The organism is Pseudomonas sp. SJZ103, assembly GCF_007828335.1.
Lineage (GTDB): Bacteria > Pseudomonadota > Gammaproteobacteria > Pseudomonadales > Pseudomonadaceae > Aquipseudomonas.
The window spans coordinates 157,057-179,939 of the sequence record NZ_VIUN01000013.1 but is presented as its reverse complement, the minus strand read 5'-3'; the positions used below and the strand labels follow the sequence as shown (position 1 = coordinate 179,939).

Genomic DNA, 22,883 nt, shown 5'->3' with positions numbered 1-22,883 from the left:
CAAGGAGGACCCCGTGAGCGTAATCAGTAAATCGATTCTCCTCGTCGATGACGACCAGGAAATCCGCGAATTGCTGCAAACCTACCTCAGTCGCGCCGGTTTCCAGGTGCGTGGCGTGCCGGACGGCGCGGGGTTCCGCCAGGCGATGAACGAGGCACCGTGCGACCTGGTCATCCTTGATGTGATGCTGCCGGACGAAGACGGTTTCAGCCTCTGTCGCTGGATTCGCCAGCACCCGCGCCAGGCACAGGTGCCGATCATCATGCTCACCGCCAGTTCCGACGAAGCCGACCGCGTGATCGGCCTGGAACTGGGGGCTGACGACTATATCGGCAAGCCGTTCAGCCCCCGCGAGTTGCAGGCACGGATCAAGGCCCTGTTGCGTCGCTGCCAGTTCGGCCAGGAGCGCAGCGGAAATGGCGATGTGCTGGTGTTCGATGAATGGCGTCTGGACATGATCAGTCACCGGCTGTTCCACGTGGATGGCGAAGAGGTGATCCTCTCCGGTGCCGACTTTGCCCTGCTCAAGCTGTTTCTCGATCACCCGCAACAGATTCTCGACCGTGACACCATCGGCAACGCCACCCGTGGCCGTGACCTGATGCCGCTGGACCGTATCGTCGACATGGCTGTCAGCCGCCTTCGCCAACGCCTGCGTGATACCGAAAAACCCCCGAGGCTGATCCGCACTGTGCGCGGCAGCGGTTATCAACTGGCAGCCAGCGTGGTTGCCGGCAATGCCCACTGAACTGCTGACCGAGCGCCGCCGGCGCTTCCCGGTCCCGCGCTCATTGCTGGGGCGCATGTTGCTGCTGACCTTGCTCGCGGTGCTGTTCGCCCAGGCGCTGTCCAGCGTGATCTGGGTTTCGCAGTTGCGTGCCACCCAGCTAGAAGGCCTGGTCACCAGCGCACGTAGCCTGGCGCACTCGATGACCGCCAGTGTGAGTTATTTCCGTTCGTTGCCGGTGGCCTATCGGCCGTTGGTCCTTGACCAGTTGCGCAGCATGGGCGGCACCCGTTTTGTCGTGACCCTCAATGACCGGCCACTGGACATGCAAGTGCTGCCGCAAACCCCGCGTAAACAGGCGGTGCTGGTGGCCGTGTATGAAGTGCTGCGCCAGACCTTGGGCGCCAACGTGCCAATCTCGGTGGAGTTCGTCAGCGCTGAAGACCTGCGCATCTTCAACGCCGGCTTGAAACTGGATGAGTTGCCGCGCTCCTGGGCGCATTACGCGCTGACCCTGGAACCCGTCAACCCGCCGGTATTGGTGACCCAGATCGAACTCGCCCCCGGCGAATGGCTGTACATTGCTTCGCTGTTGCCCGAGCCCTACACCAGCCTGGAAGAACAGGGCCTGCCGTCCCAGCAGGTGTGGTTTATCGTGCTGACCAGCGGCTTTTTGCTGCTGTTCATCGGTCTGCTGGTGCACTGGCAAAGCCGGCCGCTCAAACGCCTGGCGCGGGCGGCGCGGGACATGTCCCTGGGTGCCGATGTGGAACCGGTGGCCGAAGGCGGCGGCAGTGAGGTGGTGGAAGTGGGCCGCGCGTTCAATGCCATGCGCGAACGCATCAGCCGTTACCTCACGGAACGCAGCCAGTTGTTCAGCGCGATTTCCCACGACCTGCGCACACCGATTACCCGCCTGCGCCTGCGCGTGGAATTGCTCGAAGACGAGAACCTGCAAACCAAGTTTGGCCGTGACTTGGATGAGTTGGAGTTGCTGGTCAAAGGCGCGCTGCAATGTGTGAAAGACACCGATATCCACGAGAACATCCAGCCGGTCGACCTCAACCATGTGCTCGAATGCCTGGTGGAGCCTTATGTGGCGCCCAACGGTAATGGCCGGGTCACCTTGGACGGCGCAGCGGTGGCGGCTTACCCAGGTAAGCCGCTGGCGCTCAAGCGCTGCATCGGCAACCTGATCGACAATGCCTTGAAGTATGGGCAGAACGCCCATTTGCGTATCGAGGACGATGGCGCAGAGTTCATCCTCCACGTCGACGATGAAGGCCCTGGTGTGCCGGAACAGCGCCTGGAACAGGTCTTCGAACCGCACTTTCGCCTGGCCGGCCAGCAGCAGGGTTACGGTTTGGGCTTGGGTATTGCCCGTAACATCGCGCACAGCCATGGCGGTGAAGTGAGCTTGCAGAATCTGCGTGAGGGGGGCTTGCGGGTGACGTTGCAATTGCCCCGGACCCTGGACTGAAATACACGGTTGGGCAAATGTGGGTCAGACGCTTTGGCGCAGTCTGGCCAAATCCCTCAGCGGCGGTGCCCCAAACAACCGACTGTACTCCCGGCTGAACTGCGACGGGCTTTCATACCCCACCCGATACCCCGCCGCCGACGCTTCCAGCCCTTCGGCAATCATCAGCCGACGTGCCTCCTGCAAACGCAGCTGTTTCTGGTACTGCAGCGGGCTCATGGCCGTAATCGCCTTGAAACGGTGATGCAGGGTCGAGACGCTGAGGTTCACTTCCTTGGCCAGGTCATCGATGCGCAACGGTTGTTCGTAGTTGCCATTGAGCCACTTGATCGCCTGGCTGACGCGATGGCTTTGGCTATTGGCCACGGCAATTTCATACAGGCGATAACCCTGCGGCCCGCGCAGCAGGCGGTAGAGAATTTCACGATTGATCAGCGGCGCCAGCATGGCGATGTCTTTGGGCGTATCCAGCAGGCGCACCAGGCGCAGCGCGGCGTCGAGCAACTGGGGGTCGATGCGGTCCACATACATCCCGCGCGATGTCGGGCGCGTGGGCACGCCCATGGGGCCGGCCTCGGCGATCAAGGCGGTGAGCTGCGCCGGGTCGATATTGATGCGCACTGACAGGTTCGGATCTTCCGGCGTGGCATCGATGATCCGCCCGGCCACCGGCATCGCCACCGAGAACACCAGGTAATTGAGCGGGTCGTAGGCAAAGATTTCGTCGGCCAGGCGCACTTCCTTGCTGCCGTTGGCGAGGATGCACAACGCAGGCTCCACCAGCACCGGCATGAAGTCACGCGGCGTGTTGTGGCGGTTCAGGAACAGTGACGTAATCGCGGTGCCATAAGAGCCGTCTTCCCAGGTATGGCGATGCACGATGCTCGCCAGCTCGGCGCGCTGTTTTTCCGTCTCGGCGTCGAGGGGCATGGACTGATGTTCGGGCGACGGCATAAGGCGTCCTCTGCATGCTTTTTTGATGGGCTCAGCTTAGCGGCGGCTTTTCAAACAGTGTTAGGTCGATTCTGCACAATCCTTGCCTGATCCTGCGACACCGCGTGAATCAGGCAAGCGCCGGGGCTGTCAACTCCCTGAAATAAGGCGTTGGTCTGTGGAATAAACCGGCGGGCGGAACGTCCTGTCTACGCTTCTCGCAGGATTGTGCAATAAGCCTGCAGGAATTGACTAACCGCGCCCGCACCCGCGCCGTTATCTTTGATCCTGTGGCAACACGCCCTCACAGTGCTTGCCGAGCATCACTTCTCAACGGGAGAGTCGAACATGTCCACCCCCATTCCCGCGAGCCATATGGCCTTTATCCGCGCCCGCACCGGGTGCAGCACCGAACTGGGTGCACGCTTGAGCAGTTTGATCGAACCGGGCCGTCAGGCTCAGGGTTGCCTGCAGTTCTCGTTGCAGCATTCCCAGGTCGATCCCGATGTCTGGTTGATCTCGGGTTTCTGGAGCAGCGAGCAGGCGATGAGCGCCTACTTCAACTCGCCGGCCCTGATGATCTTTACCGAGCTGTTGAACGACATGGTCGTGCGCAGCATGGACTTCCAGACCTTCACCGATGCCTCTGCCGCCAATGCCTACGGCGAGTACCTGCAACTGGCCGGTTAATGGTTAGAATGGCCCACTTTTCCATTGGCCAGGACCTGCAACATGGCACGTAAACAATTTGCCCACCACGAAGCCGTTTCCGCCGTAGTACCGGGTGAAGGGGGCTACAGCGCCGCCGTCGCCGTCAAGGCACTGGATGGCATGGGCGCACCGCAGTTTCACAAGATCCTGGATGGACAGACGTTCAAGACTGCCTCCGATGCCGATGATGCAGCCACCGTGCAGCTTGAACGGTTGATCGGTGTGGATGAAGAGGGTCAACTGACCTGGGCGAGCGCCGCCAGCTGAACAACGCTGACAATCTAATGTGGGAGGGGGCTTGCTCCCGATAGCAGTGTGTCAGTCAACAAAGAGGTTGAATGTGACATTGCCATCGGGGGCAAGCCCCCTCCCACTTTTTGACTGTATTTTAGTCAGGGTTTGCTGGCGCCTGGGCGGTACATCTTGAACAACGCCTCCGGCCCCAGCTGGAAGTAATCCGCCGGGCCGCCACCGCGCAAAATCGGCTCGGCGGCGGCGGTGTCGTACACCCCATCCTTGAGCAACCACTTGGCAATGTGCACCGCGACCACCTCGCCCAGCACCAGCCAGCTTGGTACCAGCTGTTTGTCAGCGCGCTGCAGCTGGATGATCTGCGTCACCTTGCACTCGAACGAAACCGGGCTCTCGCCCACCCGCGGCACGCCAATGATTTTCGACGCCACCGGCGTCAGGCCGGACAGCTCGAACTCATTCACATCCGGCGAGACGGCCGCGCAGCTCTGGTTCATCTGCTCGGCCAACGGGCGGGTGGCCAGGTTCCACACAAACTCGCCGGTCTGTTCGATGTTGTTCAGGCTGTCTTTACGCCCGACGCTGGAAAACCCAATGATCGGCGGAATGTAGTTGAACGCATTGAAGAAACTGTAGGGCGCCAGGTTCAGGCGCCCGTTGCTGTCGTGGGATGAAATCCAGCCAATCGGCCGTGGCCCGACAATGGCATTGAACGGGTCGTGTGGCAGGCCGTGGCCGTTGGCCGGTTCGTAGAAGTGGATAGCGTCAGACATGGCCGGGCTCCTGCTGCGGGGTTCTGGGAGGCCGCCATAGTGCAATCCACGGCGACGAATTTCCATCGATCCTATGGAATTTGGCGACCCTGGGCGACTTCCTGACCAGGCCCCATGAAAAGGGCGGGTGGAATTTCGGCACCATTGGATCATCGGCGGTATTGGCGGCGGTGCTGGTGGTGGTGATTGCCGGGGCGTCGTATGCACAGCGTCGGTATGGCCGGAGCCCGGTAGCAGAGGTGTCCTGATTCAAAATGTGGGAGGGGGCTTGCCCCCGATGGCAGTGTTTCAGCTAATACAACCCTGGCTGGTCCACCGCCATCGCAGGCAAGCCCGCTCCCACATTTGTTACTGCATTCAACCGTTAGTCCGTGGTAATCCGCGAATGCTTGCGTGTGTCCTTCATGGTCACATAGACCACCAGCGACACCGCGATACACGCGGTCACGTACCAGTAGTAACCGGTTTCCATGCCGATGCTCTTGAACCACAGCGCGATGTATTCAGCGGTACCGCCGAAGATCGACACGGTCAGCGCATACGGCAGGCCCACGCCCAGGGCGCGGATTTCGGTCGGGAACAGTTCAGCTTTGACCACTGCGTTGATCGAGGTGTAGCCGCTGACGATGATCAGCGCCGCCATGATCAGGAAGAACGCGCCCCACCAGGTCTGGATCGTGTGCAGGGTGGTGAGGATCGGCACGGTGAACAGGGTGCCGAGGATGCCGAAGGCGATCAGGATCGGCCGACGGCCGACTTTGTCCGACAGCCCACCGACAATCGGTTGCAGGCACATGAACAGGAACAGCGTTGCCGCCGAGATGGTGGTGGAGTCGGAAATGCTCATGCCGACGGTGTTCACCAGGTACTTCTGCATGTAGGTGGTGTAGGTGTAGAAGGCCAGGGTACCGCCCATGGTCAGGCCGACCACGGTCATCAGTTCCTTGGGGTGGCGCATCAAGGTGCGCATGGCGCTTTCCTTGGCTTTTTCCTTCTTGGTGAACGACTCGGTTTCTTCCATGCCGCGACGCAGGTACAGCGCGACCACTGCGCACAGGGCGCCGATGGCGAACGGGATACGCCAGCCCCAGTCGTACAGTTGCTCGGTGGTGAGCACTTGTTGCAGCACGATCAGTACCGCCAGGGCGATGAGCTGGCCGGAGATCAGGGTCACGTACTGGAAGCTGGAGAAGAAGCCGCGACGTTCCTTGGTCGCCATTTCACTCAGGTAGGTGGCCGAGGTGCCGTATTCGCCACCGACCGACAAGCCTTGCAGCAGACGCGCGAATACCAGCAGGATCGGCGCGCCGACGCCGATGGTTTCGTAACCGGGACTCAGGGCGATGATCAATGAGCCGAAGCACATCAACAGGACCGAAGCCATCAGTGCCGCTTTACGACCCGCACGGTCGGCGTACAGGCCCATCAGCCAGCCACCGATCGGGCGCATCAGGAAGCCCACGGCGAAGATCGCGGCGGTGTTGAGCAATTGGGCGGTGGTGTCGCCTTTCGGGAAGAAGGCTTTGGCGAAGTACAGCGAGAAAGCGGCATAGACGTACCAGTCGTACCACTCGACCATGTTGCCGACCGACCCGCTGAAGATCGATTTGATCCGGCTGGAGGTGGAGCGTTCTTTAGCCGGCGCGGCCGCCGACCCCAGAGGCAAGGTGTTGGAGTTATCCATTGAAGGATCCTTCATCTAGTTGTTTTTATGGAGCGGCGCGAGCGCAGCCTGGCTGGGGCTATAGCAGGAGCTGTGCCAGATAGATGAAGGTCCGGTCTAGAAGGGTCTGGGGTTTATTTTGAGCGGAAAGTCGCTGATGTTTTTTAGGGGGATGAGCGGAAATCCGCTCATTCATCTTTCAGGAACATGTCCCTGGCCAACCCATGGCGCTGCATCTTTTCGTTGAAGGTGCGCCGTGGCAGTTGCAACTCCGCCAGCACCGCCTTGATATCGCCTTTATGCCGGGTCAATGCAGCCTTCAGGCAATGGGCCTCGAACGCCTCCTGCTGCGCGGCCAACGATTGCCCGGCTTCGATCCCTTCTGGCTCCGGCTCGCCAAGGCCCAACACCTGACGTTCGGCGACGTTGGCCAACTCGCGCACATTGCCCGGCCAGTCATGGCTGAGCAGACGCCCCAGTTGCATGCCGCTCAGCGGTTCGACGCTGCGGCCCAGGCGCTCGGCAGCGCTTTGGGCAAAGTGGTCGAACAGCAGCGGAATGTCTTCGCGGCGCTCGCGCAGAGGCGGCAGGCGCAGTTGTGCAACGTTGAGCCGATAGGCCAGGTCTTCGCGAAAGCGCCCGGCGCGGGCTTCTTCCAGCAGGTCCGGCTTGGTGGCGGCGATAATGCGCAAGTCCACGTGGATGCTCTGGTTGGAGCCTAACCGCTCTAACTTTTGCTCCTGCAGTACGCGCAACAGCTTCACTTGCTGGGCGAGGGGCATGCTTTCGATTTCATCGAGGAACAGCGTGCCGCCATGGGCGTACTCCAGTTTGCCGATGCGCTTGCCCTGGGCGCCGGTAAAGGCGCCGCTTTCGTGACCGAACAGTTCGGCCTCGAACAACTGCTCGGGAATCGCCGCGCAATTGAGCGCCACGAACGGTTTTTTCGCGCGTGGGCCGAAGTCATGCAGGCAGCGGGCGACCAGCTCCTTGCCGCTGCCGGTCTCGCCACGGATCAGGACGTTGACCGGCAAGCTCGCCAGGTCGAGTACCTGGCGGCGTAGGTTCTGCAAGCCACGGGACACACCGAGCAGGCTCGATTCCAGCTGCGCTCGATGATCAGCTTGTTGGTGCAGGCGGCGGTTTTCGAGGATCAGCCTGCGCTTGTCCAGCGCGCGGCGCAGGCTGTTGAGCAAGGCATCGGGGCTGAAGGGTTTTTCCAGGAAATCGTAGGCGCCGTCGCGCATGGCTTCGACGGCCATCGGTACATCGCCATGCCCGGTCAGCAGGATGACCGGCAGGTCGGCGTCACGGCGTTGCACTTCGGCCAGCAGCTCCAGGCCGCTGAGTCCGGGCATGCGCACGTCGCTCAGGATGACCCCGGGAAAGTCCCTGGGCAGTTGCGCCAGGCAGGCCTCGGCGCGGCTGAACAACTGCACCTCGAACCCCGACAAGCTCAGCCATTGCTCGACGGCCGTACGAATGCTGGCTTCGTCATCGACCACAATCACCGCGTTCAACATAAGTCGGGTGTCTCCAGCGCGATAGGCAAGGTCAGGGTAAATACCGCGCCGTCGCCACGGTTACTGGCGACCAGGCGACCGCCCAATTCGTGCACGATAGCGTAGGAAACTGCCAGACCCAAGCCGAGCCCGTCGCCCACCGGCTTGGTGGTGAAGAACGGGTCGAACACGCTGTTGAGGTGCTCTTCGGCAATCCCGCCGCCGCTGTCGCTGACCGTGAGTTGCCACAGTTGCTGATCGGCGTGCAGGCGGATTTCCAGGCGCTTGCGTGGTTTGTCGGCCATGGCGTCGAGGGCGTTGCGCAGCAGGTTGATCAGCACCTGTTCGAGGCGGATCGCATCGCCACGTACCCAGGCGGGGCGGGCCAGGTCCAGCACGGTGCCGATGGCTTCATCACGCAAGCGTGCATCGAGTAGGTGCAGGGACTGGTCGACCACGGTGGCCAGGTCCAGGCGTTCGCGCAGGCCGCTGGGGCTTTTGCGCGCAAAGGTCTTGAGGTGGCCGGTCAGCGCGGCCATGCGTGTGAGCATATCGTCCAGCGGGGTCAGGGCCTTGTAGGCGTCGTCCACCCGACCGTGGTCCAGCAGTAACCGCAGGGTCGCCAACTGCATGCGCTGGGCGGTCAGTGGCTGGTTGATCTCATGGGCGAGGGCGGCGGACATCTGCCCCAGCGCCGCCAGCTTGGCCGATTGCACCAAGCCATCCTGGGCGGTGCGCAGGGCCTGGGTGCGCTCCTCCACAAGCTGTTCGAGTTCTTCGCGGCTGCGCTGGCGTAAACGGGCCAGGCGCCAGCGTTGGCTGAGGAACAGCGCCAGGAACACCAGTGCCAGCCAGGAACCGGCGGCGGCGAGGCCGGCGTTGCGTTGGTCTTCAAAGGCGAACTGGGGTTTGCGCAACAGGTGCAGGGTCCAGCCCTCGGCCTTCAGCGGCAGGGACTCCCAGATGTAATTGGCGTTGCCATCCGGGCCGTTGACGCGCATCAGGTGGCTGTTTTCGTCGAAACGTTGCAACGTTTGGGTGTCCAGCGGCTGCAGTTGTTTCTTGTCGTATTGGCGGGTGGCCTTGAGTTCGGCGAGGTCGCTGGCCGACAACGGGTGCAGGTTGCGATAACGCCAGCCCGGTTGGTTGGCGATAAACACGATGCCGCGTGCATCGCTGACCAGCAACAGGTCATTGCCCTGGGCCCATTCGCGCTCCAGCTCAGGGAACTCCAGCTTCACCACCATGGCACCAAGGAACTGCTCGTGTTCATCGAGCACCGCGCTGGAGAGGAAATAGCCCGGAATCCCTGTGGTCACGCCTACCGCGTAAAAGCGACCGGTGCCTTGGCTCTTGGTCTGGCTGAAATACGGCCGAAACCCGTAGTTATGCCCGACGTAACTGCTCGGCAAGTTCCAGTTACTGGCGGCCACGGCCAGGCCTGTACGGTCCATCAGTTCCAGGGTGGAGGACTGGGCTGCACCGTTGATGCGTTCGAGCTTGCGGTTGAGCAGGTCCTGGGTGCTGGCGTCCAACGGGCCTTTGAGCGCGTTGATCATCTCCGAGTCCAGCGCCAGCACGGCGGGCAGGGCGCGGTAGCGTTCGATCAGGGTGTGCAGGGAATTGGCGTACAGCGCCAGTTGCTGATTGGCGCGTGCCGCATCGTCCACCAATGCCTGGCGTTCGGCATGGCGCGTGGCCAAGGCAGCGGCCAGCAACGCACCGGCGATGATCAGCAGGGAATAGAAGGTCAGGCGCAGGGGACGAGGGATCACGATCATACGGTGATAGGCAGGCACGGTAAGGGGAGTGCACCATAGCATGAGCCATAAAAAAGGCGACTGGGCCATGGGGCCGCAGTCGCCTTTATCCTTGCGGGAAAGTGCTTACTGCACTTCTACCGCCAGGCTTTCACTGATCTTTTTCTGCCAGATGGCAGGACCGGTGATGTGGACGGATTCGCCCTTGCTGTCCACCGCAACGGTGACCGGCATGTCTTTTACGTCGAACTCGTAGATCGCTTCCATGCCCAATTCGGCGAAGGCAACCACGCGCGACTTCTTGATGGCTTGCGCCACCAGGTAAGCGGCGCCGCCCACGGCCATCAGGTACACGGCCTTGTGGTCCTTGATCGCTTCGATCGCGGTAGGGCCGCGCTCGGATTTACCGATCATGCCCAGCAGGCCGGTTTGCTCGAGGATCTGACGGGTGAACTTGTCCATCCGCGTCGCGGTGGTCGGGCCAGCCGGGCCAACCACTTCTTCGCGCACCGGATCAACCGGGCCGACGTAGTAGATAAAGCGACCCTTGAGGTCCACCGGCAGGCTTTCGCCCTTGTTCAGCATCTCGACCATGCGCTTGTGCGCCGCGTCGCGACCGGTGAGCATCTTGCCGTTGAGCAGCACGGTTTCGCCCGGCTTCCAGCTCTGTACTTCTTCCGGGGTCAGGGTGTCGAGGTTGACACGACGGGCCGATGGGCCGGCTTCCCAGACGATTTCCGGGTAGGCGTCCAGCGAAGGCGCTTCCAGCGACGCCGGGCCCGAACCGTCGAGCACGAAGTGCGCGTGACGGGTAGCGGCGCAGTTGGGGATCATGCACACCGGCAGCGAAGCGGCGTGGGTCGGGTAGTCCATGATCTTCACGTCGAGCACGGTGGTCAGGCCACCCAGGCCCTGGGCGCCGATGCCCAGTTGGTTGACCTTCTCGAACAGCTCCAGGCGCATCTCTTCGATACGGTTCTGCGGGCCGCGCTTTTTCAGCTCGTGGATGTCGATGGATTCCATCAACACTTCCTTGGCCATCACCGCGGCTTTCTCGGCGGTGCCGCCGATGCCGATGCCGAGCATGCCCGGTGGGCACCAGCCGGCGCCCATGGTCGGAACGGTCTTGAGCACCCAGTCGACAATGGAGTCGGACGGGTTGAGCATGGCCATTTTCGACTTGTTCTCGGAACCGCCGCCCTTGGCCGCCACGTCCACTTCCACGGTGTCACCCGGGACGATGGAGTAGTGGATCACGGCCGGGGTGTTGTCCTTGGTGTTCTTGCGTGCGCCGGCCGGGTCGGCCAGGATCGATGCACGCAGGACGTTTTCCGGCAGGTTGTAGGCGCGACGCACGCCTTCGTTGATCATGTCGTCCAGGCCCATGGTGGCGCCATCCCAACGTACGTCCATGCCCACGCGCACGAACACGGTGACGATACCGGTGTCCTGGCAGATCGGGCGATGGCCGGTGGCGCACATGCGCGAGTTGATCAGGATCTGCGCGATGGAGTCACGGGCTGCCGGCGATTCTTCGCGCAGGTAGGCCTCGTGCATCGCCTGGATGAAGTCAACGGGGTGGTAGTAGGAAATGAATTGCAGGGCGTCGGCAACGCTCTGAATCAGGTCGTCTTGCTTGATCACGGTCATGAGTCGCGCTCCTCTATAAGGGAACATTCAATAAAGGTGGGCTCAGTGGGGGTGCATCGGTCGGCTGAGTCCACCTTTCCAAGGCACGCCAAGTGGTGCAGGCGCGACGCTAAAAAGGCGCGGCAGTATAACCCGGCACGGTGGCCGATACACCCGACTATGGTCAAACTGTCGCAGGCATGATTCCCTGTGCGCACCCCTTGTGATTGAGTCCTTCCATGCCTGAACTGTACGTCGGCGAACGCCATTGGTCGGTAGCCACCGGCAGCAACCTGCTGGATGCCTTGAACCAGGCGGGTGTGGCCGTGCCTTACAGCTGCCGAGCCGGCAGTTGTCATGCGTGCCTGGTGCGGTGCCAGGGTGAGGTCGAGGACCAGCAGCCCGATGCCCTGAGCCCGGCACAACGCCAGGAGGGCTGGCGCCTGGCGTGCCAGTGCCAGGTGATCGGCGATCTGCAGGTCGAAGCGTTCGACCCGCTGCGTGACGGTTTGCCGGCCCAGGTGGTGGGTGCCGATTGGTTGAGTGCCTCGGTGCTGCGCTTGCGGCTGCAACCGGAGCGCGGGTTGCGGTATCGCGCCGGGCAGCACCTGGTGGTGTGGGCCGGGCAGGTGGCACGGCCTTACTCCCTGGCCAGCCTGCCTCAGGAGGATGCTTTCCTGGAGTTTCATATCGATTGCCGGCAGCCCGGCGCATTCAGCGATGCCGCGCGAGCATTGTCGGCGGGTGATCGCCTGCGCCTGGGAGAATTGCGTGGCGGCGCACTGCAATACGATCCCGACTGGCAATCCCGGCCGCTGTGGCTGCTGGCTTCCGGTACCGGCCTGGGCCCTTTGTGGGGTGTGCTGCGCGAGGCGTTGCGCCAGGATCACCAGGGCGCCATCCGCCTGATTCACCTGGCCCATGATGCCGACGGTCATTACCTGGCCGGGCCCCTGGCCGAGCTGGCTGCGCGTCATCCGAACCTGACGGTGGAGCTGTGGACTGCGGCCGAGTCGGCCCAGGCATTGGCGCAACTGCGGCTTGTTTCCCGGCAAACGCTGGCCTTACTCTGCGGGCATCCTGTCAGCGTCGAGGCCTTCTCCAAGCGCCTGTTCCTGGCGGGACTGCCGCGCAATCAACTGCTGGCCGATGTGTTCCTGTCCCGTGGTTGAGTGCTGAATTCCACTGCCGTGAGATTCGCCATGACCGATGCCATCCTGCTGCAACGCGAGCGCGGGCTGCTGACCCTGCAGCTCAATCGCCCGGACAAGAAAAACGCCCTGACCCGAGCCATGTACAGCCAATTGGCCCAGGCGTTGGAGCAGGCCGACGCGGACCCGGACATCAACGCCGTGCTGATCCAGGGCAGCAGCGGGTGTTTTACCGCCGGCAACGACGTCGGCGATTTTCTCGAACAACCGCCCAGCGACCTCGACAGCCCGGCGTTTCACTTCATGAAAAGCCTGCTCAACTGCCGCAAGCCGGTGATCGCAGCCGTAGCGGGTGCGGCGGTGGGTATCGGCACGACCCTGTTGCTGCATTGCGACCTGGTGTACATCAGCCGCGATGCACGGTTGCGCATGCCGTTCGTCAATTTGGGGCTGTGTCCGGAGTTTGGGTCGAGCCTGATCCTGCCGCGTTTGCTGGGGCACGCGAAGGCGGCTGAACTGCTGTTGTTGGGCGAGGGTTTTACTGGCGAACAAGCGGCAGCGTGGGGGATTGCTACCGAAGCGTTGGGCAGTGGCGAGGCAGCGTTGGCCAAGGCACGGGAGATGGCCGAGCGCTTTGAAGACCTGGCGCCGGGGGCGGTACAGGTGAGCAAGCAGTTGATGAAGAGCGTGGACCGTGAGCAGTTACGGCAAGTGATCGAGGAGGAGGGGGCGCTGTTTGTGCAGCGCTTGAAGTCACCGGAAGCGATTGCGGCACTGTCGGGGTTTATGGATAGGCGTTAACCAGATGTGGGAGGGGCGGTGCGACGATTCGACGTGCTCCCTGCCACACGGAAAGCAAAAAGCCCCGCCATTCACATGGCAGGGCTTTTGTTTCTCTGCCTGTCACTCAGACCATTGGGTCGCCAACGTGCAGGATTTTCATGCCGTTGGTGCCGCCGATGGTGTGGTAGCTGTCGCCCTTGGTCAGGATAACCCAGTCGCCTTTCTCCACCACGCCGCGCTTGATCAGCTCGTCGATGGCTGCCTGGCTGACTTCATGGGGCGGCAACGACGCCGGGTCGAACGGTACGGTGTACACGCCACGGAACATGGCCGCACGGGCCTGGGTTTCGCGGTGCGGGGAGAACGCGTAGATCGGCACCGAAGAACGGATACGCGACATGATCAACGGCGTGTAGCCACTTTCGGTCAAGGCGATGATCGCCTTCACGCCCGGGAAGTGGTTGGCGGTGTACATGGCTGCCAGGGCGATGCTCTGGTCGCAGCTTTCAAACACTTTGCCGATGCGATGGCTGGAGGTCTTGCTGGTCGGGTGCTTTTCGGCACCGACGCAGATACGCGCCATGGCCTGCACGGCTTCCAGTGGGTACGGGCCGGCGGCACTTTCGGCCGAGAGCATCACGGCGTCGGTGTAGTCGAGCACGGCGTTGGCCACGTCGGACACTTCGGCGCGGGTCGGCATCGGGTTCTGGATCATCGACTCCATCATCTGGGTCGCGACGATCACCGCTTTGTTATGGCGGCGGGCGTGCAGGATGATCTTCTTCTGGATACCGATCAGTTCGGCGTCACCGATTTCCACACCCAGGTCGCCACGGGCAACCATCACGGCGTCGGACGCCTTGATCAGGCCGTCGAGGGTTTCGTCATCGGCCACGGCTTCGGCGCGTTCGATCTTCGCCACCAGCCAGGCGGTACCGCCGGCTTCGTCGCGCAGTTTACGGGCGTATTCCATATCGGCGGCGTCGCGCGGGAAGGACACGGCGAGGTAGTCCACTTCCATTTCAGCGGCGAGCTTGATGTCGGCCTTGTCTTTTTCAGTCAGGGCTGGCGCGGTCAGGCCACCGCCGCGACGGTTGATGCCTTTGTGGTCGGACAGCGGGCCGCCGATGATCACCGTGCAATTCAATTCAGTGGGGGTAGCGGTGTCGACGCGCATCACCACGCGACCGTCGTCCAGCAGCAGCTCGTCACCGACGCCGCAATCCTTGACCAGGTCCGGGTAGTCGATACCCACGACGTCCTGGGTGCCTTCGGTCAGCGGGTGGCTGGTGGAGAAGGTGAACTTGTCACCGATCTTCAGCTCGATACGCTTGTTGGCGAATTTGGCGATACGGATTTTCGGGCCTTGCAGGTCACCCAGCAGTGCGACGAAGCGGCCATGCTTGGCGGCCAGGTCACGCACCAGCTTGGCGCGAGCCTTGTGCTCGTCCGGGGTGCCGTGGGAGAAGTTCAGACGGGCAACGTCCAAACCAGCCAGAATCAGCTGTTCGAGGACTTCCGGCGAGTTGCTGGCCGGGCCAAGGGTGGCGACGATTTTGGTACGACGGACGGACATGCACAGACTCCTGAGTTCAAGCGCTGAGGAAGGCTACTATGCTCTTTGGTTGTAGTCATTGTTCGTTTGCACTACTTATCGACGATTCGCTTGTTTTCGCGCCGGTTGAATAGATGAACATCCTTGAAGATTTTTGACGAGGGGTCGATACACTGCACAAGACAGGAGAACCTTCATGCGAATTTTGCTCATTGCTGCCCTGGCCGTCAGTGTTGTCGGCTGCACCCGTTGGTCGATGGACCACCATTTGAACAATGCCTACCGGGCGTACAAGGTCGGTGATTGCGAGCGCGTCACTTTGGAACTATCCCAGGTCGACCGCGAGAGCCGTACACGGCGTTATGTACAACCGGAAGTTTCGATGTTGCGCGGGCAATGCCTGGAACGCCAGAAACTGTTCGTCGACGCCGTGCAAACCTATCAATTCATCATTAACCAATACCCGTCGAGCGAGTACGCCTACCGTGCCCGCGCGAGGCTGGACACCTTGCAACAACTGGGTCATTACCCCGGGGCGAGCGTGGCACAGCCGCGGCCCGCCTCTTTGTGATGGCATTCGTCATTCAACCACTAGCCCGTTGCCAGTCTTGGGCTATTCTTTCAATGTTCGTTTGTACAAGTTTCTATTCGAACGGATGCAGGGCCCGGATTCGGCAGCTGTCGAGTGACAAAATGTTGTCCGTTGTCACACCGAGATCCAGGGAGAGCGAGCAATTGCGCTCGTTCCGAATCACTGGCACGGCCAGAGTCATGGCCACTGGATGGCGATCTCACCATGTTTACCGACCGACGGATCGAGCGGCATCAACTACCGTATTTCCTGCAAGTATTTAACCGCGTCACCGACAAACCCATAGGTTTTTTGGGTAACGTCTCTGAAGACGGGCTGATGTTGATCAGCCAGTTACCGATGATGGTCAATGTGGATTTCGAGTTGTGTTTGAAGATACCCGGAGCTGGCGACACGTTCCATGCCATCGACATCACGGCGACCTGCCTGTGGAGCCATGAAGATATCAACCCGCAGCACTACGATTCCGGGTTCAGCGTGCTTGAGGCTCCCCAGGAGTATGGGCAACTGATCAACGTGCTGTTGCAGTACTTCAGTTTTGATCCCTTGCAGGCTTCGGCCTAGAAGCAGCGCGTCGTCGATGCGGCCGGGGGCTACTGTCCCTGCCGCAGTCGTGCGCTTTTTTTAGAATACACCGGCTTTCTTCCAACCCAGGTAGCGTGTCACCAAGGCCACGCCCATTTCTGATGGCAACGTATCCAACAGCGACAGGCCGTGGGCGTTCATGCGGTCATGCAATTCATCCCGAGTATTGAGGTAGTCGACAGTACCGCTGTAGGCCAGGGCTTCGGGCAAGGTTTGTACGGGGGATTGGCGCAGTCGATCGAGTACTTCCTCACGCATACTCGCCACCAGCACCCGATGTTGGCGACTGATGCGCTTGACGGCGGAGAGCAGCGCCTCATCGTCTTCATCGCGCAGGTTGCTGACAATAATGACCAATGCCCGACGTTTCTGCCGGGCCAGCAGTTGGCTGGCTGCTGCCTGGTAGTCGGCGGTTCGGCGGGTGGTGTCCAGGTCATAGACCGTATTGAGTAACAGGTTCAACTGGCTGCAGCCCTTGACCGGCGCCAGGTAGCGGGGCGGGTCAGCGGCAAAGGTGCACAACCCCACCGCATCGCCCTGACGCAGGGCCACATAACTGAGGAGCAGGCAGGCATTGAGGGCGTGGTCGAAATGGGACAGCTCGTCATCCTGGCTGCGCATGCGGCGGCCGCAATCGAGCATGAACACGATCTGCTGGTCGCGCTCGTCCTGATATTCCCGGGCGATGGGGGTACGTTGCCGCGCGGTAGCTTTCCAATCGATTTGCCGCAGGCTGTCGCCTTCACGAAACTCGCGCAACTGATGAAACTCCAGTCCCAATCCTCGTCGTTGCCGTTGGCGTACCCCCAGTTGACTCAGCCAGTTATCCACACCCAGCAGTTGTGCCCCGTACAGGCGGGCGAAATCCGGATAGACGCGGGTGGCATCCTCGGCGTCGATAAAGCGCCTTGCAGACCAGAGCCCCAATGGACTGGGCAGGTGGATTTCGCAGCGACTGAACGTGAAATGCCCACGCCGCAAGGGGCGCAGGCGATAACCCAGCTCACTGCGTTCACCAGGGCGCAATTCGATGGACTGGAGCAGGTTTTCCACGCTTAGCCCATCGGGGACGTGATCGAACACCTGCACCGTCAGCGCCTGTGGGTAGTCATATTCCAAGGACAGGCGTACTTCGCCCCAGCGGCCCAGCGCCAGGCTGCCGGGCATCTGCCGGTGCACGCGTGGCGAGGGTCGGCGGCGCAGACGCAGTGCGTCCAGCATGGCCAGCAGCAACAGCGCCAGGAGCAAGCCCCACGCTATTGAGTGCAAGGTGTCGGGTACCTTGAACTGCAAGGCTGCCGCAGCGCCCAGCAGGATGCTCAAACCCAGCAGTACGCTAAGCCAGGCTAATAACAGACGGGTCGGTTTCATGGACGGGTCATTGCCGGGGGGCCGGAATCTGGTCCAGCAACTGCTTGAGCACCTGGTCGACCTCCAGCCCGTCTATATCCAGTTCTGGCGCAAGACGTACCCGATGACGCAGTACCGCCAGGGCACAGCCCTTGATGTCGTCCGGTGTGACGAACTCGCCTGCACGTAACAAGGCCCGTGCGCGGGCGCCGCGTACCAGGGCGATGGAGGCTCGCGGGCCGGCGCCTATGGCCAGTCCCGGCCAGCTGCGGGTTGCTCGCGCCAGGCGCACGGCATAGTCGAGCACGTGTTCATCCAGAGCCAGTTCACTGGCGATCCGTTGCAGTTGCAGCACGTCCTCGGCCTTCAGCACGGTGCGCAACGGTTGCACATCCAGCATGTCGGCCCGTGATGAGCGCGTCACTTCGCGCACCATATCCAGTTCCTGCTGAGCATCGGGGTAGTCCATGCGTACCTTGAGCATGAAACGGTCCAGTTCCGCTTCCGGCAGGGGATAGGTGCCTTCCTGTTCGATGGGGTTTTGCGTGGCAAGTACCATGAACGGCTGGCCGATGGGCAGCGCCTCGCCTTCGAGGGTGACTTGCCGTTCCTGCATGGCTTCGAGCAGGGCAGCCTGGGTCTTGGCCGGGGCGCGGTTGATTTCGTCGGCCAGCAACAAGTGGGTAAATACTGGCCCCTTGCGCAGCTTGAACTGTTCGGTGTGCAGGTCGTACACCGCGTGGCCGGTGACATCGCTGGGCATCAGGTCCGGGGTGAACTGGATACGCGCGAATTCGCCGTCAAAGCAACGGGCCAGGGCACGTACCAGCAAGGTCTTGCCCAGCCCGGGGACACCCTCGAGCAATACGTGGCCGCCGGCGATCAGCGCGGTGAGTACATCATCGATCACCTGATCCTGCCCGATCACCGCCTTGCGCAGTTCAATGCGCAGGGCCTGGGCCTGCTGGCTGGCACGTTGCAGAGAGTCGCCGGGCAGGGTGTTAGCGCTGGGAAATTCGCTCATAGGGCATTCCTGAGGGTTTGCAGGCACGCCACCTGCCGGCTGAAATCGGCACTGGAAAGCCGTTTTGCCGGGAGTGGGCCGAGGGCCTGGCTGATGACGTGAGAGGGTTGGCGCGTCAGGTGGGCAAGTACTCGCCCCTGTTCCGTGTTGTCGAGATGTTCAAAGCCGGGATGACGCCGCCGTGCGGCGCGCAGGATGTCGCGCTGCAAGGCCTGCAATAGTGTGCCTTGGCCGCTGCGACGCAGCAGGAAGTCGGCACTGGCTTTCAGGTGCTCCTGCAATTGCCGGCGTGCCTTGGGGGCGGGCGCCTGGATTGGGCCCTGGCGCATACCTGCCTGCCAGAGTGCCAGGGCAATCAGGGCAATGAGCGCCACCAACGCCTGGGGGAAATAACGCAGCAGCAGGGTGAACAGGTCATCCACGTTGCTGTTGAACAACAAGGTCACGGCAGTGCCCTGGGCCAGGTACCACAGCAGCCAGGCATTGTCGTGTTTGCCAATAGCCGGTGTTTTCCACAGGTCGCTGTCGGTGATCACCGTGACGCGGCCTTGTCCGACATCGAGTTGCATCAAGTGGCTCGACCTGGCGCTATTGGCTGAAAATTGTGCCTGGTGCTTGGGGTCGATGAGATTGAAGTCGGTGTCGAAACTGAAATAGGCCGGGGCGGTGTCGTTGTCGACATAGAGTTTGGTCAGGTCCGGTGCTTTGTTTTTGCGGGCCGGTGCGGGGTCATCAGGTTCATCGCTGAGGGCTTGGTGGATATGCAGGCGATCGAGCAGCATGTCGCCGCTCTTGCCGGCTTCTTCGTCCCACAGGGCCTCGGCGACTACCAGTAGATGGCCGCCGGACTTGGCCCAGTCCAGGAATTGCCCTACCTGGCGTGGCGACATGTTGCCGCGCTCGCCCAGTAACAACAGGCTGTTGCCCTTGGCGGGCAGGGTAGTCAGGCGTTCCAGGCCATTGGCGTGTTCCACGGCCAGGCCTTGCTGGCGCAGAAAGTGTTCGGCCGCCAGGTAAGGGTTGGCCATGGCTTCCGGGGAGGGGCCGCGGTCCACCACTTCTTCATAGGGGATCGCTTTGCTCCAAGCGTAAAAGCCGCCCGCTCCAAGCAGGCACGCCATCAGTAGCCCCACCCACAGTAATGGCCGGTTCATTGGGCGCCTCCCGAACTGAACAGGGCACGCCAATCGTTGCACAATTTCTGCTGGGCTGAGACCGGGGGGAGGTGGTGGCCATAGGCAAGGTTTTGCCAGTGCCGAGTCAATTCATCACTGAAGGCCAGTAACTGCGGCTGCTGCAACTGGTGAATGCGTTGCAGGACCTGACCTTCGGTGTCGGCGCTTTTAAGGGGCAGGTTGAAATCATGCAACAACCTGCTCAGCAGGCCACGATACAAAAGGCCGAGGGCTTCCCGTGGTTGGGTAGACCAGAGTTGCTCGGCAGTGCTGGCGATATCCTCGGGCAGTGTCTCGGTGCCCAGCTCCAAGCCGAACAATTGTGCGGGTGATGGTTTCGCCGCTTTGGGTGTACGTGCCCCGCGCAGGCTGACAAAGGTGCGCAACCAGTCCTGATAACGCCATGCCAGCAGGGCCACGCCACCGATCAGCAGGCTCCATAACAGTACTTCCAGGCCTTGGGCGACAGGCTTGAAAGTATTGCTGTTGAGGTTGTCCAGCAGTGCCTGCAGCCATGCCGGAAGTTTGCCGTCACTGTGTGCCTTGTTTTTAACGACGGGTTTTTCTTCGCCAAAGCGATAGCGGGTGACGGTTTCCGGATTTTTGAAGGGAGGCTTGTCCAGCAGCGATTTGATGAATTGGCTTGCGCTTTGGGGGGGCAGTGGTTTGGCTTCATCCGCCATGGCGGGCGGGTTGAATGACAGCAAGGTCAGTCCGATTAACAGCATTAACAGCGGCGCTGCACTGCTGAGGCGCTGGCGCAGGCGGCGGAATACCAGTTCCAAGTCCCACGCCTCCAGTAGGGTGCGACGATTGAGATAAAGGCTGAAACCACAGGCGACATAGATGGGCTCCCAAAACAACAGGATCAAGGCGTAGAAGGCATTGCTCAAGTGTTCCAGCCAGACCCCCTCGGAGCCCGTCGCCAGCGCCAACCGTTGCCAATCCCAATCCAGTTCAAGTTGTTGCGGAATGAATAGATAGAACAGTGCCATGCAGCCGAACCACAACCCGATTTCCAGGTGCACCCCAACGGTGGTCAACCACCGCGCGGCACCGGCATTGCGCTGCTGCAGCACGCCCAGGCGTTTCTGACGCGCCTGGCCGTCCAAACCTTCGAGCTGGCTGACCGGCATTACAAAACTACGGCTGAGGCTAAGTCGGCGCCAGGTCAGGCTGGCCAGCAGTTGGTGGTTAAGCAGTCTTGGCCATTCGCGCACAGCCTGTTTAAGGCTGGGCGTTTCGCCGAACAGGGCTTTGGAGAGGATATATAGAGGCAAGCGGTCGAAGGCCGGTTTGAACCACCAGAACAGGAACATGGCTGCGGATGGGTACTTCCATAGCAACGCGGTAAGCAGGGCAAAAACCGGCAGGGTCACCAGCGCCCAACTGCTCATCAACAGCAGGCGATGTTCCCGGGCCATTAATACCCCAAGGTCCATGGCCTCCCATGCGGTACGCGGTCGAATCGCCACGCTGGCATTACTCAGGCGCATGGCGAGTCCGTCCGGCAAAGGTCAGGTAAGCCGCCACCAGCAGCCAAAGTGCAGCGCCCACCAGGTATTTGACCCAAGGGGCGATCTGGGTGGTGGAAGACCAGTAGGCCTCGATAAATGCCGCGATCAGCAGGAACACCATGACACCGCACAGCAGTTGCACACTCTTGCGAGCTGCGAGCCGCAGGGATTCGCCACGGGTCAGTTGCCCCGGGGCGATCAACGCCCAGCCCAGTTGCAAGCCCGCGGCACCGGCGAGTGCAATGGCCGTCAACTCAAAGGCCCCATGGCCGATGACGAATGACCAGAAGGTCTGCCCATAGCCGATTTCGGTCAGGTGCCCGGAAATCGCGCCGATGATCAGCCCATTGAATATCAGGAAAAACACACTGCCCAGGCCGAACAGCAAACCGGCGGCAAATGTCTGAAAGGCGATACCGATGTTGTGCATTACGTAGTAGCCAAACATCATCCAGTCTTCGCTCGAAGCACGTTCGGCAGCACGCCCCAGCCGGCTGGCTTCGGGGTCATACATGCTCTGCATCTCGGCCACCTGCTGGGGGCTGACAATGCTGTAGATCAGGTCGGGAAACAGATAGACCAGCAGGGCAATGCCCAGCAGGCTGCCAAAGAACAGCAGGCTGGCAATCAACACGAAACGCCACTGGTCTCGTACCAGTCGCGGAAAGTCGGCCAGGATGAAACTCAGCAGATTCGCCGCCAATTGGCTGCGGTGGCGATACAGTTGTTGATGGCCGCGCAACGCCAGTTGTTGCAGGGGGTCCACCAGGTAACTGCTGTAGCCGCGTTCCTGGGCGAGGGCCAGGTGCTGGCATAGACGCCGGTATTGATGAGGGAAATCGGCCATGTCACTGGCCTTGGCCTTGCCGTGCTCCAACAACTTCAGCTGTTCGGCAAAGGATTGCCATTGGTGCTGGTAACGGCTTTCGAAGAGACTCTGCTTCATGTCGGCCCCAACAGGCCACGGGCCACACCATTGAGTTGCTCCACGGCGCGGGCCGGGGATACTTGCAGCGGCGTTGCAAGGATCGAGGCGAGCTCGTGTACCCGTTCGGCGGACAGTTCACCCTGGCGTTCCGCGAAGCCAAGAATCGCTCGCTGCTCACTCAGGTCCAGGGCAAACGGCAAGCGCAGTGCCGCAGCTTGAGGTACCTGGGGACGTGCCAGAGGCTGTTCGCGGTAGACCACCAAGGTGCCAGCGGCCAGGTCGCCAAGGCGTTTGAAGTGAGGATGTTGCAAGCAACTGATTGCGCCGAGAAAGTAGCCGAAAGGCAGCATGTCGACAAACCGCAGGAGGTTGCGGATCAGCGACGCCGACCAGCCTATGGGGGTGCCGTCGTCCTGTACGACCCGTAAGCCCATGACCTGTTTGCCCGGTGAGCAGCCCTGGTTGAGTACCTCGAACAGCACCATGTACCACCAACTGACCAGGAACAACAAAAGCGACCCCAGGCCGATACCAATATTGCCGAGCAGCGCCAACGGCACCAGCAGCACGCCCATGATCACTGCGCGTGCGCCGAGGTCGAAGGCAAATGCCAGCGCCCGTGACACCAGTCCGGCTGGGCGCAGCGGCAGGTCGATGCCCTCCGGGGTCTCGATCTGGTAGAGGGTATCCAATGGGGCTGATGGCATCGCGATCCTTGGCAGTGCAGAGCGGCTGGAGACACGGATGCTAACAGTGTCGGCGATGGAAGCAACTACCCAAGGTTTTGCTGGAT

Annotated in this window: 21 protein-coding genes and 1 pseudogene; 9 read left to right on the top strand and 13 right to left on the bottom strand. The window is 61.5% G+C overall.

The window, feature by feature from the left end:
- Positions 1-13: 13 nt before the first annotated feature.
- Positions 14-748, top strand: a complete 735-nt coding sequence (locus FBY10_RS24495) for a response regulator (protein WP_024077192.1) — start codon at positions 14-16, stop codon at positions 746-748.
- On the top strand, positions 738-2,207 hold the full coding sequence (locus tag FBY10_RS24490; RefSeq protein WP_145337851.1) for an ATP-binding protein: 1,470 nt from the start codon (positions 738-740) through the stop codon (positions 2,205-2,207). Before FBY10_RS24495 ends, FBY10_RS24490 begins: the two co-directional genes overlap by 11 nt.
- A gap of 24 nt (positions 2,208-2,231) precedes the next feature.
- Here the strand turns inward: FBY10_RS24490 and FBY10_RS24485 are convergent, their stop codons facing one another.
- Complete coding sequence (locus FBY10_RS24485; RefSeq protein WP_131697919.1) at positions 2,232-3,161, bottom strand: AraC family transcriptional regulator; 930 nt, start codon at positions 3,159-3,161, stop codon at positions 2,232-2,234.
- A 327-nt stretch (positions 3,162-3,488) separates the two neighbouring features.
- Here FBY10_RS24485 and FBY10_RS24480 point away from each other — a divergent pair, with 327 nt between their 5' ends.
- Entirely contained in the window at positions 3,489-3,830 is a 342-nt protein-coding gene (locus tag FBY10_RS24480; RefSeq protein WP_065925866.1) for an antibiotic biosynthesis monooxygenase family protein, read from the top strand.
- Between the two features lie 42 nt (positions 3,831-3,872).
- Positions 3,873-4,118 carry a hypothetical protein gene (locus FBY10_RS24475; RefSeq protein WP_027605503.1) on the top strand — a complete coding sequence of 82 codons (246 nt, stop codon included), beginning with the start codon at positions 3,873-3,875 and terminating at the stop codon, positions 4,116-4,118.
- A gap of 125 nt (positions 4,119-4,243) precedes the next feature.
- Here FBY10_RS24475 and FBY10_RS24470 read toward each other — a convergent pair whose 3' ends face one another.
- Positions 4,244-4,876 carry a flavin reductase family protein gene (locus FBY10_RS24470; protein ID WP_131697918.1) on the bottom strand — a complete coding sequence of 211 codons (633 nt, stop codon included), beginning with the start codon at positions 4,874-4,876 and terminating at the stop codon, positions 4,244-4,246.
- Between the two features lie 83 nt (positions 4,877-4,959).
- Here FBY10_RS24470 and FBY10_RS31580 point away from each other — a divergent pair.
- Positions 4,960-5,124, top strand: a pseudogene (locus FBY10_RS31580) (hypothetical protein); the annotation flags it as partial.
- A gap of 116 nt (positions 5,125-5,240) precedes the next feature.
- On the opposite strand, the gene FBY10_RS24465 reads toward FBY10_RS31580, so the two are convergent.
- The 4 genes from FBY10_RS24465 to FBY10_RS24450 all read right to left on the bottom strand — a co-directional run bounded on the left by FBY10_RS24465 (position 5,241) and on the right by FBY10_RS24450 (position 11,451).
- Positions 5,241-6,560: an MFS transporter gene (locus tag FBY10_RS24465; protein ID WP_131697917.1), complete on the bottom strand. Its 1,320-nt coding sequence runs from the start codon at positions 6,558-6,560 to the stop codon at positions 5,241-5,243.
- 167 nt (positions 6,561-6,727) lie between these two features.
- Complete coding sequence (locus FBY10_RS24460) at positions 6,728-8,062, bottom strand: sigma-54 dependent transcriptional regulator (RefSeq protein WP_145337852.1); 1,335 nt, start codon at positions 8,060-8,062, stop codon at positions 6,728-6,730.
- On the bottom strand, positions 8,056-9,822 hold the full coding sequence (locus FBY10_RS24455) for an ATP-binding protein (protein ID WP_131697915.1): 1,767 nt from the start codon (positions 9,820-9,822) through the stop codon (positions 8,056-8,058). Before FBY10_RS24455 ends, FBY10_RS24460 begins: the two co-directional genes overlap by 7 nt.
- Positions 9,823-9,927: 105 nt before the next feature.
- Positions 9,928-11,451 (bottom strand): fumarate hydratase, encoded by a 1,524-nt coding sequence (locus FBY10_RS24450; RefSeq protein WP_145337853.1) that lies wholly within the window; start codon positions 11,449-11,451, stop codon positions 9,928-9,930.
- Positions 11,452-11,669: 218 nt separating this feature from the next.
- Here FBY10_RS24450 and FBY10_RS24445 point away from each other — a divergent pair, with 218 nt between their 5' ends.
- Together FBY10_RS24445 and FBY10_RS24440 are read left to right on the top strand one after the other, a co-directional pair.
- Entirely contained in the window at positions 11,670-12,602 is a 933-nt protein-coding gene (locus FBY10_RS24445) for an iron-sulfur-binding ferredoxin reductase (RefSeq protein ID WP_131697914.1), read from the top strand.
- Positions 12,603-12,632: 30 nt separating this feature from the next.
- Entirely contained in the window at positions 12,633-13,382 is a 750-nt protein-coding gene (locus FBY10_RS24440) for an enoyl-CoA hydratase-related protein (protein WP_145337854.1), read from the top strand.
- A 106-nt stretch (positions 13,383-13,488) separates the two neighbouring features.
- Here FBY10_RS24440 and pyk read toward each other — a convergent pair whose 3' ends face one another.
- Positions 13,489-14,940 (bottom strand): pyruvate kinase, encoded by a 1,452-nt coding sequence (gene pyk, locus FBY10_RS24435; RefSeq protein ID WP_027605512.1) that lies wholly within the window; start codon positions 14,938-14,940, stop codon positions 13,489-13,491.
- A gap of 175 nt (positions 14,941-15,115) precedes the next feature.
- Here pyk and FBY10_RS24430 point away from each other — a divergent pair, with 175 nt between their 5' ends.
- Positions 15,116-15,490: a hypothetical protein gene (locus FBY10_RS24430; protein ID WP_025854787.1), complete on the top strand. Its 375-nt coding sequence runs from the start codon at positions 15,116-15,118 to the stop codon at positions 15,488-15,490.
- Between the two features lie 225 nt (positions 15,491-15,715).
- The gene (locus FBY10_RS24425; protein ID WP_131697912.1) at positions 15,716-16,075 is read left to right on the top strand and encodes a PilZ domain-containing protein; all 360 of its coding nucleotides are present in this window, start codon (positions 15,716-15,718) and stop codon (positions 16,073-16,075) included.
- Between the two features lie 60 nt (positions 16,076-16,135).
- Here FBY10_RS24425 and FBY10_RS24420 read toward each other — a convergent pair whose 3' ends face one another.
- Genes FBY10_RS24420 through FBY10_RS24395 form a run of 6 tightly spaced genes read right to left on the bottom strand, consistent with a single transcriptional unit; the run spans position 16,136 to position 22,797 of the window.
- Positions 16,136-17,467: a DUF58 domain-containing protein gene (locus tag FBY10_RS24420; protein ID WP_145337855.1), complete on the bottom strand. Its 1,332-nt coding sequence runs from the start codon at positions 17,465-17,467 to the stop codon at positions 16,136-16,138.
- Between the two features lie 7 nt (positions 17,468-17,474).
- On the bottom strand, positions 17,475-18,470 hold the full coding sequence (locus tag FBY10_RS24415) for a MoxR family ATPase (protein WP_131697910.1): 996 nt from the start codon (positions 18,468-18,470) through the stop codon (positions 17,475-17,477).
- A complete protein-coding gene (locus FBY10_RS24410) occupies positions 18,467-19,624 on the bottom strand; it encodes a DUF4350 domain-containing protein (RefSeq protein ID WP_145337856.1) in 1,158 nt (385 codons plus the stop codon). The genes FBY10_RS24415 and FBY10_RS24410 overlap by 4 nt, the downstream gene beginning before the upstream one ends.
- Complete coding sequence (locus FBY10_RS24405) at positions 19,621-21,141, bottom strand: DUF4129 domain-containing protein (protein WP_145337857.1); 1,521 nt, start codon at positions 21,139-21,141, stop codon at positions 19,621-19,623. Before FBY10_RS24405 ends, FBY10_RS24410 begins: the two co-directional genes overlap by 4 nt.
- Entirely contained in the window at positions 21,128-22,108 is a 981-nt protein-coding gene (locus FBY10_RS24400) for a stage II sporulation protein M (RefSeq protein ID WP_131697907.1), read from the bottom strand. Before FBY10_RS24400 ends, FBY10_RS24405 begins: the two co-directional genes overlap by 14 nt.
- Entirely contained in the window at positions 22,105-22,797 is a 693-nt protein-coding gene (locus FBY10_RS24395) for an RDD family protein (protein WP_131697906.1), read from the bottom strand. The genes FBY10_RS24400 and FBY10_RS24395 overlap by 4 nt, the downstream gene beginning before the upstream one ends.
- Positions 22,798-22,883 lie beyond the last annotated feature (86 nt).